Origin of the sequence: Halomonas sp. G11 (assembly GCF_001663515.1) — a bacterium.
GTDB lineage: Bacteria > Pseudomonadota > Gammaproteobacteria > Pseudomonadales > Halomonadaceae > Vreelandella.
In genome coordinates, this window is record NZ_LYXG01000007.1 from 45,201 (window position 1) to 59,572 (window position 14,372).

General features: G+C 58.6%; 17 protein-coding genes. 13 read left to right on the forward strand and 4 right to left on the reverse strand.

What is annotated here, in order from left to right; genetic code table 11:
- The 11 genes from ileS to ADS46_RS04220 all read left to right on the forward strand — a co-directional run bounded on the left by ileS (position 1) and on the right by ADS46_RS04220 (position 10,053).
- The gene (gene ileS, locus ADS46_RS04170; protein ID WP_066316670.1) at positions 1–2,832 is read left to right on the forward strand and encodes an isoleucine--tRNA ligase; all 2,832 of its coding nucleotides are present in this window, start codon (positions 1–3) and stop codon (positions 2,830–2,832) included.
- Positions 2,825–3,364 carry a signal peptidase II gene (gene lspA / locus ADS46_RS04175; RefSeq protein ID WP_066316673.1) on the forward strand — a complete coding sequence of 180 codons (540 nt, stop codon included), beginning with the start codon at positions 2,825–2,827 and terminating at the stop codon, positions 3,362–3,364. The genes ileS and lspA overlap by 8 nt, the downstream gene beginning before the upstream one ends.
- A 24-nt stretch (positions 3,365–3,388) precedes the next feature.
- Positions 3,389–3,835 (forward strand): FKBP-type peptidyl-prolyl cis-trans isomerase, encoded by a 447-nt coding sequence (gene fkpB / locus ADS46_RS04180; RefSeq protein ID WP_066316678.1) that lies wholly within the window; start codon positions 3,389–3,391, stop codon positions 3,833–3,835.
- A gap of 61 nt (positions 3,836–3,896) precedes the next feature.
- A complete protein-coding gene (ispH, locus tag ADS46_RS04185) occupies positions 3,897–4,877 on the forward strand; it encodes a 4-hydroxy-3-methylbut-2-enyl diphosphate reductase (protein WP_066316681.1) in 981 nt (326 codons plus the stop codon).
- Between the two features lie 65 nt (positions 4,878–4,942).
- A complete protein-coding gene (locus ADS46_RS19125; RefSeq protein WP_082925977.1) occupies positions 4,943–5,374 on the forward strand; it encodes a type IV pilin protein in 432 nt (143 codons plus the stop codon).
- Between the two features lie 4 nt (positions 5,375–5,378).
- On the forward strand, positions 5,379–5,882 hold the full coding sequence (locus ADS46_RS04195; RefSeq protein ID WP_234346762.1) for a GspH/FimT family pseudopilin: 504 nt from the start codon (positions 5,379–5,381) through the stop codon (positions 5,880–5,882).
- Positions 5,879–6,301, forward strand: a complete 423-nt coding sequence (gene pilV / locus ADS46_RS04200) for a type IV pilus modification protein PilV (RefSeq protein WP_066316685.1) — start codon at positions 5,879–5,881, stop codon at positions 6,299–6,301. Before ADS46_RS04195 ends, pilV begins: the two co-directional genes overlap by 4 nt.
- Positions 6,298–6,924, forward strand: a complete 627-nt coding sequence (locus ADS46_RS04205; protein WP_066316688.1) for a PilW family protein — start codon at positions 6,298–6,300, stop codon at positions 6,922–6,924. The genes pilV and ADS46_RS04205 overlap by 4 nt, the downstream gene beginning before the upstream one ends.
- Before the next feature lie 10 nt (positions 6,925–6,934).
- Positions 6,935–8,347, forward strand: a complete 1,413-nt coding sequence (locus ADS46_RS04210; RefSeq protein WP_199825189.1) for a pilus assembly PilX family protein — start codon at positions 6,935–6,937, stop codon at positions 8,345–8,347.
- A 102-nt stretch (positions 8,348–8,449) separates the two neighbouring features.
- Positions 8,450–9,463, forward strand: a complete 1,014-nt coding sequence (locus tag ADS46_RS04215) for a tryptophan--tRNA ligase (RefSeq protein ID WP_066316691.1) — start codon at positions 8,450–8,452, stop codon at positions 9,461–9,463.
- A 14-nt stretch (positions 9,464–9,477) separates the two neighbouring features.
- A complete protein-coding gene (locus ADS46_RS04220) occupies positions 9,478–10,053 on the forward strand; it encodes an isochorismatase family protein (RefSeq protein WP_066316692.1) in 576 nt (191 codons plus the stop codon).
- Positions 10,054–10,061: 8 nt separating this feature from the next.
- Here the strand turns inward: ADS46_RS04220 and yaaA are convergent, their stop codons facing one another.
- Positions 10,062–10,841, reverse strand: a complete 780-nt coding sequence (gene yaaA / locus ADS46_RS04225; protein WP_066316694.1) for a peroxide stress protein YaaA — start codon at positions 10,839–10,841, stop codon at positions 10,062–10,064.
- 94 nt (positions 10,842–10,935) lie between these two features.
- The gene (locus ADS46_RS04230) at positions 10,936–11,967 is read right to left on the reverse strand and encodes an NADP(H)-dependent aldo-keto reductase (protein WP_066316698.1); all 1,032 of its coding nucleotides are present in this window, start codon (positions 11,965–11,967) and stop codon (positions 10,936–10,938) included.
- A 249-nt stretch (positions 11,968–12,216) separates the two neighbouring features.
- Between ADS46_RS04230 and ADS46_RS04235 the strand changes: the two genes are divergently transcribed.
- Positions 12,217–12,705, forward strand: coding sequence for a tetratricopeptide repeat protein (locus tag ADS46_RS04235; protein ID WP_066316699.1), 489 nt, complete (start codon positions 12,217–12,219; stop codon positions 12,703–12,705).
- 34 nt (positions 12,706–12,739) lie between these two features.
- On the forward strand, positions 12,740–13,240 hold the full coding sequence (locus ADS46_RS04240; protein ID WP_066316703.1) for a hypothetical protein: 501 nt from the start codon (positions 12,740–12,742) through the stop codon (positions 13,238–13,240).
- Between the two features lie 14 nt (positions 13,241–13,254).
- Here ADS46_RS04240 and ADS46_RS04245 read toward each other — a convergent pair whose 3' ends face one another.
- Both ADS46_RS04245 and ADS46_RS04250 read right to left on the reverse strand, forming a co-directional pair.
- Positions 13,255–13,803, reverse strand: coding sequence for a TIGR00730 family Rossman fold protein (locus ADS46_RS04245; RefSeq protein WP_066316704.1), 549 nt, complete (start codon positions 13,801–13,803; stop codon positions 13,255–13,257).
- Positions 13,804–13,839: 36 nt separating this feature from the next.
- Positions 13,840–14,361 (reverse strand): DUF501 domain-containing protein, encoded by a 522-nt coding sequence (locus ADS46_RS04250; RefSeq protein ID WP_066316714.1) that lies wholly within the window; start codon positions 14,359–14,361, stop codon positions 13,840–13,842.
- Between the last annotated feature and the right edge of the window lie 11 nt (positions 14,362–14,372).

The window sequence follows — 14,372 nt, forward strand, 5'->3', positions numbered from 1 at the left end:
ATGGATTATAAGCACACGCTAAACTTGCCAGAAACCGACTTTCCCATGCGCGGTATGCTGCCCAAGCAGGAGCCGGGGCGGGTGTCCACATGGCAGGACATGAACCTCTACCAGCGCCTGCGCGAAGCCCGTGCTGGGGCGCCGCTGTTCGTGCTCCACGATGGCCCTCCCTATGCCAACGGCAGCATTCATATCGGTCATGCCGTCAACAAGATCCTTAAAGATATTATCGTCAAGTCGAAGAACCTGGCAGGCTTTGACGCGCCCTATGTACCGGGTTGGGACTGCCATGGCCTGCCCATCGAGCACAAGGTGGAAACCACCCACGGCAAGCACCTGGCTCCGGATACTGCTCGTGAGCTTTGCCGCGAGTACGCCGCTGCGCAAATTGAAACCCAACTGACCGATTTCGTACGGCTGGGCGTGGTGGGCGACTGGGATCACCCCTATCGCTCGATGGATTTCGCCAACGAAGCGGGCGAGATTCGTGCGCTGGCCGATATGGTCGAGGCGGGCTATGTGTTCAAGGGCCTGAAGCCGGTGAACTGGTGCTTCGACTGCGGCTCGGCGCTGGCCGAGGCGGAAGTCGAGTATGCCGACAAGAAGTCCGACGCTATCGACGTTGCCTTCCCCGTTGAAGACGCCGACAAGCTGGCGGCCGCATTCGGTTTAGACACGCTGCCCAAGCCCACTGCCGTGGTGATCTGGACGACGACCCCCTGGACCATCCCCGCCAACCAGGCGTTGAACGTCCACCCCGAGTTCACCTACGCGCTGGTCGATACCGGCGAGCGTCTGCTGCTGCTGGTGGAAGACCTGGTCGAAAGCTGCCTGGAACGCTATGCACTGAGCGGTGAGGTAATTGCCACTGCCAAAGGCGCGGCGCTGGATCTGATCAATTTCCGTCACCCTTTCTATGACCGCCTGTCGCCGGTGTACCTTGCCGATTACGTCGAGGCCGAAGTCGGCAGCACGGGTATTGTCCACTCCGCACCGTCCTACGGCATGGATGACTTCATTACCTGCCGCGAGCACGGTATGGAATTTGACGACATGCTCAACCCGGTGCAGGGCAACGGCGTTTATGCGGACGACCTGCCGTTCTTCGGCGGCCAGATGATCTGGAAGGCCAATCCGCATATCGTCGAAAAGTTGCGCGAGGTGAACGCGCTGATGGCCCACACGCCGATCACCCACAGCTACATGCACTGCTGGCGGCATAAAACGCCGGTGATCTACCGTGCCACCGCCCAGTGGTTTGTGGGCATGGATATCCAGGGCAAGGACGGCAAAACCCTGCGCGAGCGCGCCCTGGAAGGCATTGAGGCGACCAGGTTTACCCCTGCCTGGGGGCAGGCGCGCCTGCACAGCATGATCGCCAACCGCCCGGACTGGTGTATTTCCCGCCAGCGCAACTGGGGCGTGCCGATTCCGTTCTTCCTGCACAAGCAGACCGGCGAGCTGCACCCGCGCACCGTTGAACTGATGGAAGAAGCCGCCAAGCGCGTCGAGAAGGAAGGTATCGACGCCTGGTTCAAGCTCGACCCGGCGGAACTGCTGGGTGCCGAAGCCGCCGATTACGACAAGGTGACCGACACCCTGGACGTATGGTTCGACTCCGGCACCACCCACCGCCATGTGCTGCGCGGCTCGCACCCGCATGGCCATGAAAGCGGCCCGCGTGCGGACCTCTATCTGGAAGGCTCCGACCAGCACCGAGGCTGGTTTCACTCGTCGCTGCTGACCGGCTCGGCCATCGACGGCCACGCGCCGTACCGCCAGCTGCTGACCCACGGCTTCACCGTGGATGCCCAGGGCCGCAAGATGTCCAAGTCCATCGGTAACGTGGTCGTCCCGCAAACGGTCATGGACAAGCTCGGCGCTGACATTCTGCGCCTGTGGGTCGCCTCGACCGATTACTCCGGCGAAATGGCGGTCTCGGACGAGATCCTCAAGCGCACCGCGGACGTCTACCGGCGTATTCGCAACACCGCACGCTTCCTGCTTTCCAACCTCAACGGCTTTGACCCGGCGACGGATAAGGTGGCGTTTGGCGACATGCTGGCGCTGGACCGGTGGGTGGTCGACCGTGCCGCGCAATTGCAGGGGCGTATCGACACCGCCTACGACGAGTACCGTTTCCTGGATGTCTACCAGCAGGTGCATGGCTTCTGCGCCCGTGAGCTGGGTGGCTTCTATCTGGATGTGATCAAGGATCGCCAGTACACCACCCAGGCGGATTCGCTGGCCCGGCGCAGCGCGCAAACCGCGCTTTACCACGTGGTCGAGGCGCTGAGTCGCTGGGTCGCCCCGATCCTGTCGTTCACTGCCGAAGAGATTTTTGAGCACATTCCCGGTGAGCGTGGCGACAGCGTCCTGCTGGAAACCTATTACACCGGCCTTGAAACGCTGGATGATAACGCCGCGATGGGGCGTGATTTCTGGGAGCAGGTGCTGGAAGTCAAGCACGCGGTCAACAAGTGCCTGGAAGATGCCCGTAATGCCAAGGTGATCAAGGGAAGCCTGGCCGCCGAGGTGACGCTTTACGTGAGCGACGCGCTCAACGCGACGCTGACCAAGCTGGGCGACGAGCTGCGCTTTGTAATGCTGACCAGCGAGGTAACGCTTAAACCGCTGGCTGAGGCCGAGAATGCTGAAGCCACCGAGCTTGAAAGCCTGAAGGTCGCGGTGGCGCAAAGCGAGCACACCAAGTGCGAGCGCTGCTGGCATCACCGCCCGGACGTAGGCACCCATGAGGCATATCCCGATCTATGCGGCCGCTGTATCAGCAACCTCCCCGAAGGCAGCGGCGAGATTCGTTACTATGCCTAACGCGACCCATACGCCTGATACCCCTTCGCAGCGGCCGCCGATGCACCGGCCGCTGCGCTGGCTGTGGCTGGCGGCAGCGGTGGTCGTGCTGGACCTGGCCACCAAGTACCTGGCCAGCAGCCAGTTGAGCTACGCCCAGCCGGTGGAAGTACTGCCGTTTTTCAACCTGACGCTGTTGCATAACCCGGGAGCGGCGTTCAGCTTTTTGGCCGACCATCCCGGCTGGCAGCGCTGGTTCTTTGCGATAATCGCGATTGGCGCAAGCATCGGACTGAGCATTTGGCTCGCGCGGATCAAGGCCGACGAAAAGCTGCTGGCCGTGGCGCTGCCGCTGATCATCGGCGGGGCGCTTGGCAACCTTTTTGACCGGCTCGTCCACGGCTATGTGGTCGACTTTCTGTCCTTTCACGCGGCGGGCTGGTACTACCCGGCATTTAACGTGGCGGATATTGGCATTACCCTGGGAGCTGCCGGGCTAATCTGGGAGTCGGTAATGGGCGAACGGCGACGCAAAAAAGCCCAGCGGTCCTAACCTCCCTCAACAGCGAGTAACGCAATGAGCGATTATTTAATTGATGACGGTATGGAAGTGTCCTTGCACTTCACGCTCAAGCTGGAAGACGGCACGGTGGTCGACTCGACCAAAGAGAAAGTGCCCGCTACCTTTCAGTATGGCGACGGCAATCTGCCCCCCGGCTTTGAACACCCGATCAAGGGCATGGCGGCTGGGCAGGAAGGCAGTTTCGAGATTACCCCTGAACATGCTTTCGGCCAGCATAACCCGCAGAATATTCAAACGCTGAAGCGTGACGACTTCGGTGATGAAGTCCCCGAGATTGGTATGGTGATGTCGTTTGCCGATAAAGCGGGAACGGAATTGCCGGGCGTGGTCAAAACGATCGAGGGAGACCGGATCGAGGTCGACTTTAATCATCCTCTGGCGGGGCGTACCCTGACGTTTGAGGTGGAAGTGCTCGACGTGAAGCCGGTCACGACACACTGAGACCCCACCTATCTGCAGGGGCGATATTCATCCAACGGTGTTCAGCATCAAGGCGCGACTTATGCAATCACAGCAGCAAACACACCCCATCGAGATCAAACTGGCCAACCCGCGAGGGTTTTGCGCGGGGGTTGACCGTGCCATCGATATCGTCAACCGGGCGCTGGATGTGTTTGGGCCGCCGATCTATGTGCGCCACGAAGTGGTCCATAACCGCTTCGTGGTGGAAACGCTGCGTGAGCGCGGCGCGGTGTTCGTCGAGGAACTGCACGAAGTACCCGACGATGTGATCGTGATTTTCTCCGCCCACGGCGTCTCCCGTGCGGTACAGCAGGAAGCCGAAGAGCGCGGCTTGAAAGTCTTTGACGCCACCTGCCCGCTGGTCACCAAGGTGCATCTTGAAGTGCTGCGCTATGCCAAGCGGGGCCAGGAGTGCATCTTGATCGGCCACCAGGGCCACCCGGAGGTCGAGGGCACTATGGGGCGTTACGATACGGCCAGCGGTGGGCGCATTTATTTGGTGGAAGACGAGCACGATGTCGCCAACCTGGAAGTTAAAGACCCAAGCCAGTTGGCCTTTGTGACGCAAACGACCCTGTCGATGGATGACACCGCCAAGGTGATCGACGCGCTGCGCGACAAGTTCCCCGAGATTCAGGGGCCGCGCAAGGATGACATCTGCTACGCCACGCAGAATCGTCAGGACGCGGTGCGTGAACTGGCCGCCGATAGCGATCTATTGCTGGTAGTGGGGAGCCCCAACAGCTCCAACTCGAATCGCCTGCGCGAGCTGTCCGAGCGTATGGGCACGCCCGCTTACTTGATCGACAATGCCGAGCAGATCGAGCCCCAGTGGTTGAAAGGCATCAACCGTATCGGCGTAACCGCCGGGGCGAGCGCGCCGGAAGTGCTGGTCAAGGGGGTCATCGAACGTCTGCAGACCATGGGCGCCACCGCGCCCCAGGAACTGCTCGGCCGGGAAGAGACGATCACCTTCTCGATGCCTCGTGAACTGCGCGAGCAGGTGATCGCCAGCAGCTAATACCTGGCAGCCAATCCAAGCCTGCGTAATGCAATGCGTATGGGTTTGCGACATACTGAAATGGTATGAGTCAACCAATACAGGAGCAACGCCGCTTGCATTACGTCTCTCATCGCCCCTTGTTACGTCACGGCCAGCGCGGCTTTACCCTTATTGAGTTAATGATCGTGCTGGCCATCATCGGCATCGTGGCGGCCATTGCCTACCCCAGCTATACCCGCTATGCACAAAAATCGCTGCGCACCGACGCCCATGCAGGGCTCATGCAGGCGGCGTCCGAGCTGGAGCGATGCTATACGCGCACTTATGCCTATGCCGCGAGCTGCCTGGAAACGACACAGTCACCTGAGCAAAACTATGACATTGGGTTTGCCAGTGAGGATGGAGACGGCGGTTATACATTGACGGCAACGATCAGGAACGGCCAGGACGATGGCTGCGATGAGCCGCTGACCCTGGATGCCAAGGGCACGCAAGCACCCGATGAGTGCTGGTAGGCCTATGCCTCAACGCGGCTTTACCCTCATTGAGCTGATGATCGTGCTGGCTATCGCAGCATTGTTGCTGCTACTCGCGGCGCCCGCTTTCACTACGTTCATGGCCCGCCAACAGCTGGCCGGTGATGTAAACCAGCTGCAATCGGTGCTGACCTTTGCCCGCAGCGAAGCGATCAAGCAGCGTCAGCCCATCACGGTGGAATTTTCCCCGCCCGACGAACTCAACGCTACGCGCCGCCCTGAAGCGTGCAACGACGCCCCGTGGTGCTACTGGGCGGAAAGTGTTCAAGACGGCGGAGAGGCGAACGTCATGCGGGTAGGACAAGCCGCCAAGATTACCCAGCCCGAAGGCAATTTCTCGTTGGTGTTTGAAAGCCTGGGCGATGCGGATATCAGCGACTGTGATGACGGTGATGGCCAGTGCGAGATTACGCTCTCGGGAGACGCTATCGACCCTGTGACGATCCGGGTTCGTGAAACCGGCAGCCTGCGCAAGGTGCCCTTATGATGTCACAGCGTGGCTTCAGTCTAGTGGAAGCGCTGATTGCACTGCTGGTGTTGTCGCTGGGTCTGGTGGGCGTGGCCGCCATGCAACTAAAAGCACTGCAAAGTGCGACCCAGGGTTACCAGCGCTCGGTGGCAAGCGTCGCCGCCGTTGATGCTCAAGAGCGTCTTTGGGCAACGCTTGAGCCCGGACAAGGCTGTGATGCCATCGATGTCGGGGCGGTTCAAACCGTCTGGCAAGACCATTGGTTTCAGGATGAGGACCATTCGCCACTGCGCAACGCCGTTGAATCGCAAAGCGATATTACGCGGGAGAGTGGAGGTAACAGTTGCCAGTTCACGGTCACCCTGGTGCTGGGCAGCGGTGATAACGACAAGTTGGATTACCGCTTTCGCTTGCCTAGCCTGGAGGACCTGGAATGAGGCACGCTCAGCGCGGGTTTACCCTGGTAGAGCTGATGGTAGCGATGGTGATCGGTACCATCATCATCCTGGGGGCAGGGCAACTGTTTCTCACTACTTTTCAAACCTTTCAAAACGTCGACAAGATCAGCCGCAAGCAGGAGAACCTGGTATTTATCGCCCAGCGCGTTACCCGCGAGATCCGTCAGAACGGCCCGGGGCGCTTCACGCTTGAATGCGAGTCAGAGCAGGTGCAGGAAAAAGACCAGTGCACCTGCACCGTGGCAGATACCGACGAGGGCAACCAGCCGTTGGTCAGTTTCCGCAAAGACCTTGCCAGTGATGCTATGGCCAGCCAGTGCGAAGAGCCGGTACGTGATCTCGGCGAGCCCGTAGAGAGTAATGATGCTCTTTATCGCGTGGCATTACCTATCGAAAATAATGGTGAGTCGCTCATCTTCCATGTCGCTCATCGCGCAGCGGTGCTGGATATTGAAAATGCTGGGAATGGCGGGAATGATGGCAACAACAACGGCAACAACGGCAACAATGGCAACAACGGCAACAACGGTAATAACGGCAATAACGGTAATGGCAATGGTGGAAACGCAAATGCGGGCGGACGTGGTAACCCTAATAACTAGGTAAATGCATATGAAACAACAAGGAGCGGCATTAGTGATCGTCATGGCTCTGCTTGCCGGCGCCATGACACTTGGTCTCTCAGGTATGCAAACTGCCTTGGTAGATGAGCGGCTGGCGGGCAATTATCGTGCTGCCACCTTGGCACAAATGGCGGCAGAGTCCGGGGCGATTGTCAGAGGCAAGAAAAACTCAGCAAATGACAGTGATGTGAGCTGTGAAGCGCTGAAAGAATCAGTTCAACGTAATGCCGCCGCGTCTGCAAATTTTTCAAAATTCAATGCCATTGAGTCGGCGGCTGGAAATAGCGATGTAGTGGCAGGGTATTATTTTGCCGAATGTCAAAATGCCGGAAAAAGCTCAGAGCTCATAGTTGGGCAAGTTAAACGTAATGCAGATGTTTCGGTGAATGAGTTCATCGCTGTCGATTATTATGTGCTTTACCCAAATGCCAGTGGAGGTTCTTCTCCTGGTGAAGGAGGCGGCGGTAATAATAGTTTCGGTAGCGGAGCGGTCGTGGCAGGCAAGGGGGGCGTTAGATTAACGGGAAGTGCCCGAGTAAGTGGAGGGATAACGACAAGCGGTGACGTGGAAATTAAAGGCGGTGCTTCGGTGCCAGACTCAATTGATGCGGCTGGGGTGATTGATTCGCCAAACTACTGGGATGAAGATGACACACAAAATTTCCGGGAAAATGTTTCTTTTGACTCTGTTAAGCAAGATCCTCTGAGTATTGAAGACGTATATGCCTCTTTAGATAGAGAAACAGAGGCGCTGACAGAAGGCCCTTATGAATATGGCGATGTTCGCGTTGGGCAATATCCTTTAGTTGATGCCACAATAAGCGGTAATGGGCTTATTGGTTTTAATGAGTCTAAAAAACCCGGTGAAAATCAAGTCATGGTAGAGGCTGAAAATTACGACGTATCAGAAGTTCCTATGATAACGGGTGATTATCCTGTAATGAGAACGAGGGACTTTAACCAAACAAACGGCAGCCTAACAGTAACAGGGGATGCCGTGCTTATTGTGGATGGCGACTTAACCCTTGGAGGCGGTGGCGATGAAGGGCTTATATTTGCAGGGGATAGTTCCTTAACAGTTCTGGTGACAGGTGATGTGGATCTAAAAAGTTCGTTGCAGATGCAAAATTTATCTGTGAAGACGGAAAGCGGGAAGCCAAGGTTCGCTATTTACTCATTGGGTGAAAACGTCAAAATTGCTGGAAGCTCCCAGGCGATGGCCATGATTTATGCGCCCTTTGCCTCTGTTGATATTCTCGGCAGTGGTGGTTTGAGGGGCGCTTTATGGGGAGAAAGCGTGGATGTAAGGGGTGCTGGCCGCATTATCGGTGAAGGAAGTTTTATTGATAGCTCTAGTAGCGCAACTGACGGATCGGGAAGCAGCACCTGGGCTCCATTTTAGTAAAGGCTATTAAGGGGTTGAGGACGCCCTCCTTGCATTATCCGGCGTGGTAGACTCCAATGTTCAATCCGTCCAGCTTTTGAAGTGATAGGTTAATTTCCAATGAGTCAGACCCGTGTCCTAACCGGTATCACCACGACCGGCACGCCCCACCTGGGCAACTACGTCGGGGCGATCAAACCCGCCATCGAGGCGAGCCAGGACCCCAGCGTGCAGTCGTTCTACTTTCTGGCCGACTACCATGCGTTGATCAAGTGTCAGGATCCCAAACGCGTGCAGCAGTCGCGGCTGGAAATCGCTGCCACCTGGCTGGCGCTGGGGTTGGATACCGACAACGCCATTTTCTATCGCCAGTCGGATATCCCGGAGATCCCCGAGCTTACCTGGATGCTTTCCTGCGTGTGCGCCAAGGGATTGATGAACCGTGCCCACGCCTACAAGGCCGCTGTGGCCGAGAACGAAGAGGCGGGTAACCAGGATCCGGATAAGGGCATCACCATGGGGCTGTTCGGCTACCCGGTATTGATGGCGGCGGATATTCTGATGTTCAACGCCAACAAGGTGCCGGTCGGCCGCGATCAGATCCAGCATATCGAGATGGCGCGGGATATCGCGGGGCGTTTCAACCATCTGTACAAAGGCGACTATTTCACGCTGCCTAGTGCGGTGGTGGACGAAAAGAGCCAGGTGCTCGGTGGGCTGGACGGACGCAAGATGTCCAAGAGCTACAACAACACCATTCCGCTCTTTGTCGCCGAGAAAAAGCTGCAGAAGCTGGTGCGCAAGATCAAGACCAACTCGCTGGAACCCGGCGAGCCGAAAGACCCGGATACCTGTACGCTGTTCCAGATATACGCCGCCTTTGCCTCAACCGAGGAAACGGCGGCCATGCGCCAGCAGTATGCCGACGGCATTGGCTGGGGGGATGCCAAGAACCAGGTGTTTGAGTATCTCAACGCTCATCTGGAAAAACCCCGCGAGCGCTATCACGCCCTCATGGAAGACCCCGGTCATATTGAAGCGGTCTTGCAGAAAGGAGCTGAAAGAGCGCGGCAAGAAACGGCGGTGACCATGGACAGGCTGCGAGCCGCCGTGGGGCTTGGCCGTTTCCACTAAAACGAGGTGATGGCGTGCGTCTGCAACGCGATAAAAGCTTACTGCTGATGGTCGATTTTCAAGCCGGCTTGGTGCCGGTGATTGACGGCGGTGACCAGGCCATTGCCGAGGCTCATTGGCTGTATGGCGTGGCGGATGCCCTGGGCATCCCCGTATGGCTGACCGAACAGATGCCCGAGAAGCTGGGCGGCACGGCGCCGGCGCTGCTGGAAGCACGACAAGCGCCAACGATTTGGCAGAAGCAGCACTTCGGAGCGATGGAAGAGACGGCGTTTCGTGAAGCGCTGAGCGCCTCGGGCAGGCAGCAGGTGGTTCTGTGTGGCACCGAGGCGCATATCTGTGTCCTGCAAACGGCGCTGGGGCTGCTGGAAGAGGGCTATGCGGTCTACTGGCTGACGGAAGCAACGGCCAGCCGTCGGGCCGAGGAGGCCGTCTTGGCGCGCGAGCGAGCCTGCGCCCTGGGGGCGCAGGCGGTCTCGGCGGATATGGTGGCTTATGAGTGGCTTCACCGTTGCGATACCGCGTCTTTCAGCGCCGTGCATCGCCAGTTCCTGAAACCGCGTGCCGATAGAACCGTCCGCTTTTTCTAGCGGGAACCTTAACGGTCCGATTCGCGGCGGGTGAAGACAAAGGTATCGCCCTGGGACGCGGCGGCATCGAAACGGTAACCTGCCACGTCAAAATCTTTCAGCGCCTCGGGGTCGTTCACCTGTTGGCGAATGATCCAGGCACTCATCAGGCCACGCGCCTTCTTGGCGTAGAAGCTGATGATCTTGAAGGTGCCGTTTTTCTCGTCTTTAAACACCGGCGTAATGATCCGGGCATCAAGCTTGTCGGCATCCACGGCTTTGAAATACTCGTTGGAAGCCAGATTCACCAGTACCTTGGAACCGCTGTCGGCAATCGCCGCATCAAGCGCTGAGGTGAGCGTGGGCTTCCAATAGGCATACAGATCCTTACCCGCCGGGTTGGGCAGCTTGGTGCCCATCTCCAGCCGGTAGGGCTGAATCAAATCCAGTGGGCGCAACAGGCCATAGAGCCCCGAGAGGATGCGCAGGTGCTGCTGGGCATAGCGGTTTTCAGCGTCGCTGAAGGTATCGGCTTCAAGCCCGGTGTAAACATCGCCCTGGAAGGCCTGTGCCGCCGGTTTGGCGTTTTCCAGCGAAAACGGTGGCTGCCATTCGGCAAAGCGTGCCGCGTTCAGCCCCGCCAATTTATCGCTGACGCCCATCAGGTCGCTGATTTGCTGCGGCGAATAGTCGCGCAGTATATCGATGAGAGTTTGGCTGTCGGTCAGAAAATCCGGCTGGCTGACGTCGTGGGTGGTTGAAGGGGTTTCAAAATCCAGTGTCTTGGCCGGCGAAATAACGCTCAACATGGCAGATTCCTTGGGACGTCGCAGAAATAATGATCCGTATTATACCAAGCCTCGGCGATGGCCGAGGCTATAAGGTCGATAGCGTTGTCTGCCCTCAAGGGCAGGGGTTGGGCATACGGCGATGGATATCGTCGATCGCTTCCAGCAGTTCGTCGTCGAGCTTGAGGCTTTCGCTGGCCAGGTTGCTTTCCAGCTGTTCCATGGTGGTGGCGCCGATGATATTGCTGGTCAGGAAGCTGCGCGAATTGACGAACGCCAGCGCCATCTGCGCGGGGTCGAGGCCGTAGTCCTGTGCTAACGATACATAGGCCTTGGTGGCCGCTTCGGCTTCCGGCGAGGTGTAGCGCTTGAAGCGTTCATAGAGGGTAAGGCGGCCTTTGGGTGGTTGGGCACCATTCAGGTATTTACCCGAGAGCACGCCAAAGCCCAGCGGCGAATAGGCCAAAAGCCCGACATCTTCGCGGTGGGCGATTTCGGCCAGGCCCACCTCGAAAGAACGGTTGAGCAGATTGTAGGGATTTTGAATCGAGGCCACGCGGGGCAGGTCAAGCTGGTCGGAGAGCTGCAGGGCGCGCATGGTGCCCCAGGGGGTGTCGTTCGACAGGCCAATGGCGCGGATCTTGCCAGCGTCGACCAGCTCCTTGAGCGCACTCAAGGTCTCCTCGAGCGGTGTGGCATCTTCTTCTTCGTTATGTGTATAGCCGAGCTTGCCGAAAAAGTTGGTGCTGCGGTCGGGCCAGTGCAGCTGGTAAAGGTCCACATAGTCGGTCTGTAGCCGCTCAAGGCTTGCGTCGACCGCCTTGAAGAGGTGGTCGCGGGTCAGGCGCGGCCCGCCGCGTATGTGGTCCAGCCCGGGGCCTGCGGCCTTGGTGGCCAGGATGACATCGTCGCGTTCGCCGCGCTGCTTGAGCCAGCTTCCCACATAGCGCTCTGTCAGCCCTTGGGTGTCGGCCTTGGGGGGCACCGGGTACATTTCGGCGGTATCAATAAAGTTGATGCCAAAGGCGACGGCGCGATCAAGCTGTTCGTGGGCCTCGGCCTCGGTGTTCTGTTCGCCAAATGTCATGGTGCCCAGGCAAAGTCGGCTGACGTGCATCCCGGTTCTGCCCAGTGGTCGCGTTTGCATGGTGGGTCTCCTAGTATGAACACAATGACCTGCGGAATGCGCGGTAATTCCAGCGCATCGCGTCGGGGTTGTTGGGCATGTTAGCGAGGCGTTCGCCAGGCAGCAAATAAGAGGGGTTGAGTCGTCGCCATGGCAGGCGTATGCTTGCCAGCCCATTGACCGGCCAAGGGCCGGTTTGTCGCGTGGTTGGTTGTCTCAGAGAGAGTGACGGCTGGCCCAAGGTTTCACAAACAGGCAGGGTGGTTGGCCATGCCACAGGCATCATCTTTGTTCATTCGGCTCGAGTTTCGTCTGGCCGAAAGGCTGTTTCAAAATCGTTGGCTGTTGCCACGCTCACCGCGTACTCAGCGGTTGACGCTGAACTTGTTCAAGCGCTGCGCCGAGGCGGGCCATCCCGACGCGCTTTCTGTTTATGGCAACATGCTGTTACAGCGAAGCCTGTCGCCCCACGATAAAGCACGCGGGGCGCGCTATGTCATGGAAGCTGCCCATGCAGGCGATGTAAAGTCGCAATACCAGGCGGCGAAAATTTATGAGACCGGCTGCGCACAGTACCCGAGTCGTGATGATTACGCGGTGACCTGGTATGCGCGGGCGGCACAATCCGGCCACTCATTAGCGGCTGAACGCCTGGCGCATGCCTACCGGGTCGGCGAGCTGGGCCTGGCGGTGGATGCCGATCAGGCCGCCTATTGGCAGAGCCTGGTCTCTGATCCGTCTGACCCTGTTGCGGCATGATGTGCCGCCCCTTTTTTCGCAAGTGAGGTCGTCCGTGTCCGAGACGCTACCGACGGTGTTGGATATTGAGGCGTCCGGTTTCGGGCGCGGTAGCTACCCGATCGAGGTGGGCATTGCCCGTCCCGACGGGACGACCTGTGCGTTTCTTATTCAACCGCTCGATGAATGGACGCACTGGGACCCCAAGGCTGAGTTGCTGCACGGCATCTCCCGGGAGCGCTTGCACCGCGAGGGTTTTCCTGTGCGTCAGGTGGCACGCTGGCTGAACGACGAATTAAGCGAGGAAGGCAAGGCGTATAGCGATAGCTGGGGGTACGACAATACCTGGCTATCGCTGTTGTTTCATCACGCGGGCATGTTGCCAGGCTTTCGCCTGGAAGCGCTGAGAATCCTGCTTAGCGAAGACCAGCAGGCGCTATGGAGCGATACCAAAGAGGCGGTCATCGCCGAGCGCGGTATTCACCGCCACCGCGCCGGTGAAGATGCGCGGTTACTGCAACTGACTTACCTGCGTACCCAGCAGCTTTGCCAGTAAGTATCGGGCTTTTTCTAACGATCCCCTGAGCTTTCCAGCGCCTCTAGCAGCGCAGCGGGCGTTTCGGCGTCAAGCAGCATGTCTCGCGTCGCTTGTGCCATGAATCCCTGCTTGACGGTGCTGTTCAAAAACGTCAGCAGCGGCGAGTAGAAACCCTCGACATTGAGCAGCCCAAGCGGCTTTTCATGCAGGCCCAGATACCCCCAGGTCCAGATTTCAAACAGCTCTTCAAAGGTGCCGATGCCGCCGGGCAGCGCGATGAAGGCGTCGGCATTGGCGGCCATGGTGGCCTTGCGTTCGTGCATGTTGGGCACGCGGATCAGCTCGCTCAGGCCAAAGTGGGCCTGCTCGCGTTCGACCAGATGATCCGGCATCACGCCGATCACCTCGCCCCCGGCGTCAAGTGCGGCATTGGCCAGTACACCCATCAAACCGACCCGGGCGCCGCCGTAGACCAGTGTATGACCGCAAGCCGCCAGGGTGTAGCCCAGTTCATGGGTGGCGTGACGAAAGGCAGGGCTATTGCCTTCCCGTGAGCCAAGATAAACGCAGATTCGGGACATCTTGCTTCCTTGTGCTGATGGGGCCGAGATGAAGGTTCAAGGCAGACAGGCGTCGACCTGGTAGTGAGCATCCAGCCATTGGCCAATCACATTGTTGCCGCAAAGGTGGTGGGCGTACTGGGTGTGCAGGCAGCGAACCTGCTGCCAGTTGCTGATGCCACCAATACCGCGCTGGGTCAGTACCTCGGTGTAGCCGCGCTCGGCGACCTCGGCACGCTGAGCATCGCTCATCAGTGCCCAGCGCGTTTCAACGTAGTCGCGGTGGCTTTGCTGGTAAGCGGCGAGAAAGTCGGGGTCGTCCTGTAGCTGCTGCTCCAGCGACTTGATAACGCCGACGGCTTCAATGCGCGATATCTCGATTTTGAGCACGTCGGAGCACAGCCAGTAGAGCGTCGGGAAAGGCTTGCCCTCGACAACCGGGGCCATGCGCAGCACAAGTGGGGTGCCATGGCTGTCGGTAGCCGTCACGGCCTCGATGCCCTTGGGTGGGCGACCGAGTTGCTGGGTAATAATCGCCAGTTGGCGTTCGTCGGGTGCTTGATTGGTGCGAATCACCATGGGCGAGTCTC

What these genes read in the sequence shown, in the direction of transcription:
- ADS46_RS04215 (WP_066316691.1), top strand. Translation starts at nt 8,450, where the DNA reads ATGAGTCAGACCCGTGTCCTAACCGGTATCACCACGACCGGCACGCCC.
- ADS46_RS04205 (WP_066316688.1), top strand. Translation starts at nt 6,298, where the DNA reads ATGAGGCACGCTCAGCGCGGGTTTACCCTGGTAGAGCTGATGGTAGCG.
- ileS (WP_066316670.1), top strand. Translation starts at nt 1, where the DNA reads ATGGATTATAAGCACACGCTAAACTTGCCAGAAACCGACTTTCCCATG.
- ADS46_RS04195 (WP_234346762.1), top strand. Translation starts at nt 5,379, where the DNA reads ATGCCTCAACGCGGCTTTACCCTCATTGAGCTGATGATCGTGCTGGCT.
- ADS46_RS04245 (WP_066316704.1), bottom strand. Translation starts at nt 13,803, where the DNA reads ATGTCCCGAATCTGCGTTTATCTTGGCTCACGGGAAGGCAATAGCCCT.
- ADS46_RS04235 (WP_066316699.1), top strand. Translation starts at nt 12,217, where the DNA reads ATGCCACAGGCATCATCTTTGTTCATTCGGCTCGAGTTTCGTCTGGCC.
- ADS46_RS04230 (WP_066316698.1), bottom strand. Translation starts at nt 11,967, where the DNA reads ATGCAAACGCGACCACTGGGCAGAACCGGGATGCACGTCAGCCGACTT.
- fkpB (WP_066316678.1), top strand. Translation starts at nt 3,389, where the DNA reads ATGAGCGATTATTTAATTGATGACGGTATGGAAGTGTCCTTGCACTTC.
- ispH (WP_066316681.1), top strand. Translation starts at nt 3,897, where the DNA reads ATGCAATCACAGCAGCAAACACACCCCATCGAGATCAAACTGGCCAAC.
- pilV (WP_066316685.1), top strand. Translation starts at nt 5,879, where the DNA reads ATGATGTCACAGCGTGGCTTCAGTCTAGTGGAAGCGCTGATTGCACTG.
- ADS46_RS04250 (WP_066316714.1), bottom strand. Translation starts at nt 14,361, where the DNA reads ATGGTGATTCGCACCAATCAAGCACCCGACGAACGCCAACTGGCGATT.
- ADS46_RS04210 (WP_199825189.1), top strand. Translation starts at nt 6,935, where the DNA reads ATGAAACAACAAGGAGCGGCATTAGTGATCGTCATGGCTCTGCTTGCC.
- ADS46_RS19125 (WP_082925977.1), top strand. Translation starts at nt 4,943, where the DNA reads ATGAGTCAACCAATACAGGAGCAACGCCGCTTGCATTACGTCTCTCAT.
- yaaA (WP_066316694.1), bottom strand. Translation starts at nt 10,841, where the DNA reads ATGTTGAGCGTTATTTCGCCGGCCAAGACACTGGATTTTGAAACCCCT.
- lspA (WP_066316673.1), top strand. Translation starts at nt 2,825, where the DNA reads ATGCCTAACGCGACCCATACGCCTGATACCCCTTCGCAGCGGCCGCCG.